This is a genomic window from Emticicia sp. (assembly GCF_049241225.1).
GTDB lineage: Bacteria > Bacteroidota > Bacteroidia > Cytophagales > Spirosomataceae > Emticicia.
Genome location: NZ_JBMLRC010000256.1, coordinates 13,472 through 15,580, shown reverse-complemented (window position 1 = coordinate 15,580; position 2,109 = coordinate 13,472). Strand labels below are relative to the sequence as shown.

The following is a 2,109-nucleotide window of genomic DNA, read 5'->3' as shown; positions in this document are numbered from 1 at the left end:
GGTAAAATCTTGCTTGCAACCGTAAAAGGTGATGTGCATGATATTGGTAAAAATATTGTGGGCGTAGTTTTGGCGTGTAATAACTACGAAATCATTGATTTGGGAGTGATGGTTCCGACCAATAAGATTTTGGAAGAAGCCAAAAAGCACAACGTTGATATTATCGGTTTGAGTGGTTTGATTACACCAAGTCTTGATGAAATGGTTGGTGTAGCCAAAGAAATGGAACGTCAAGGATTTAAAATTCCTTTGCTGATTGGTGGTGCAACTACCTCACGTATTCACACGGCAGTGAAAATCGACCCGCATTATTCTGGGCCAGTAATTCACGTGCTGGATGCCTCGAAAAGTGTGCCTGTAGCTGGGCGTTTGATGCAAAATGAGCAAACAAATCAAGAGATTTTCGATGAAATTAAGGCTCAATATGCTCAATTAAGAATCGACCATGCGAGCCGTCAGAAGGATAAAAACTTTATTCCGATTGAAAAAGCCAGAGAAAATCATGTGAAAATTGATTGGAGTAATTATAAAGCAACCAAGCCGAAGTTTTTGGGTACAAAAGTTTTTGAGGATTATGATTTAGCCGAAATTGCCAAATACATCGACTGGACACCATTCTTCCAAACTTGGCAATTATCAGGAAAATATCCAAAGATTTTTGATGATGAAACTGTAGGAGCTGAAGCCAAAAAATTGTACGACGACGCTCAAGCAATGCTCAAAAAAGTAATTTCAGAGAAATCCTTACAAGCAAAGGCCGTAATTGGTTTTTATCCAGCCAACTCGGTAGGTGATGACATTATTTTACATAATTTTGAAGCCTACGAATATGATGCTGCTGGACAAGGAGCATTGAAAAATACTGGGTACAGAATTTTGAGCGAAACGGCAGTTTCATCAACAGGTGAATTGGTAGAAAATCCTCCTTTGGCTGTTTTACACCACCTTCGTCAACAAAATTTAAAGGCACAGAATTTACCAAACCTTTGTTTGTCAGATTATATCGCACCCGTAGAGACAGGGCATGCCCTGTCTCTACAATCGAATGCGAACGTCGATTACATTGGCGGTTTTGCCGTAACAGCAGGTTTAGGTATCGAAGCATTGCTCGAACAGTACGAAAAAGAACACGATGATTATAATTCAATCATGCTCAAAGCAATCGCCGACCGCTTGGCCGAAGCATTTACCGAATTGATGCACGAGCGTGTGAGAAAAGAATTTTGGGGGTATGTTTCAGACGAAACATTGAGCAACGAAGAATTAATCGCCGAAAAATACCAAGGTATTCGTCCAGCACCAGGGTATCCTGCTTGCCCTGACCATACCGAAAAAACGGCTTTGTTTAATTTATTAGATGCAGGCAGAATCGGCATCGAATTGACGGAAAGTTTTGCGATGTACCCTGCGAGTTCGGTAAGTGGTTGGTATTTTGCTCATCCTGAAAGTAAATATTTTACAATCGGAAAAATAGCTAAAGACCAAGTGGTTGATTATGCCAAACGCAAAAATATGCCACTCGAAGAGGTTGAAAAATGGCTTGCTCCAGTTTTGAATTATGACTGAGAATAAAAATGACCTTCCCCAAGCGTGAAATAGCTGAATTTGCTACACTTTTTGCGGTGGCATATTTATTCAAAATAGTGTTTGCACAGGCGTGGTTTTCTGTGCAAACACTTCTTGTTTTTATCACAATTTGGGCGTTTTTGAAGAGTATTTACTTCATTTTCGAAAATTCTACCCAACTACTCATTGCCACTTCCGAAGATATTGCTTACCACAAATTCTTATTTTTAATGACTTATAATATCGGGCAAATGACGCTTTCATTTGGCGTGGATTTTTTCTGTTTGTACGAAGTTGATAAAAGTAGTTTTGTGGGTGTAATGCCCGAATTTGGCACTTTTGAAAAAGCCTTTGAGTTTTTTTATTTTAGTGTGCTAAATTTTACATTCTTCGGCTACGGAGATTTGATGCCTGCCACTGTTCCTGCTAAAATCATCGTTTTGATGGAAGTAATTATCGCTTTTTTGACGATAATTTTTATTCTTTCTGATTTTATTTCGATGAAAGATTCACTTAAAAAATTGAAGAAATAGGATGAACAAT

General features: G+C 38.6%; 2 protein-coding genes. Both read left to right on the top strand.

Annotation, left to right across the window (positions count from 1 at the left end; genetic code table 11):
• Positions 1-1,566, top strand: a 1,566-nt coding sequence (locus ACOVO2_RS13915; protein WP_421770563.1) for a vitamin B12 dependent-methionine synthase activation domain-containing protein, incomplete at its 5' end; no start/stop codon positions are given.
• 8 nt (positions 1,567-1,574) lie between these two features.
• A complete protein-coding gene (locus ACOVO2_RS13910; protein ID WP_421770562.1) occupies positions 1,575-2,099 on the top strand; it encodes an ion channel in 525 nt (174 codons plus the stop codon).
• The last annotated feature ends 10 nt before the right edge of the window (positions 2,100-2,109 follow it).

What these genes read in the sequence shown, in the direction of transcription:
- ACOVO2_RS13910 (WP_421770562.1), top strand. Translation starts at nt 1,575, where the DNA reads ATGACCTTCCCCAAGCGTGAAATAGCTGAATTTGCTACACTTTTTGCG.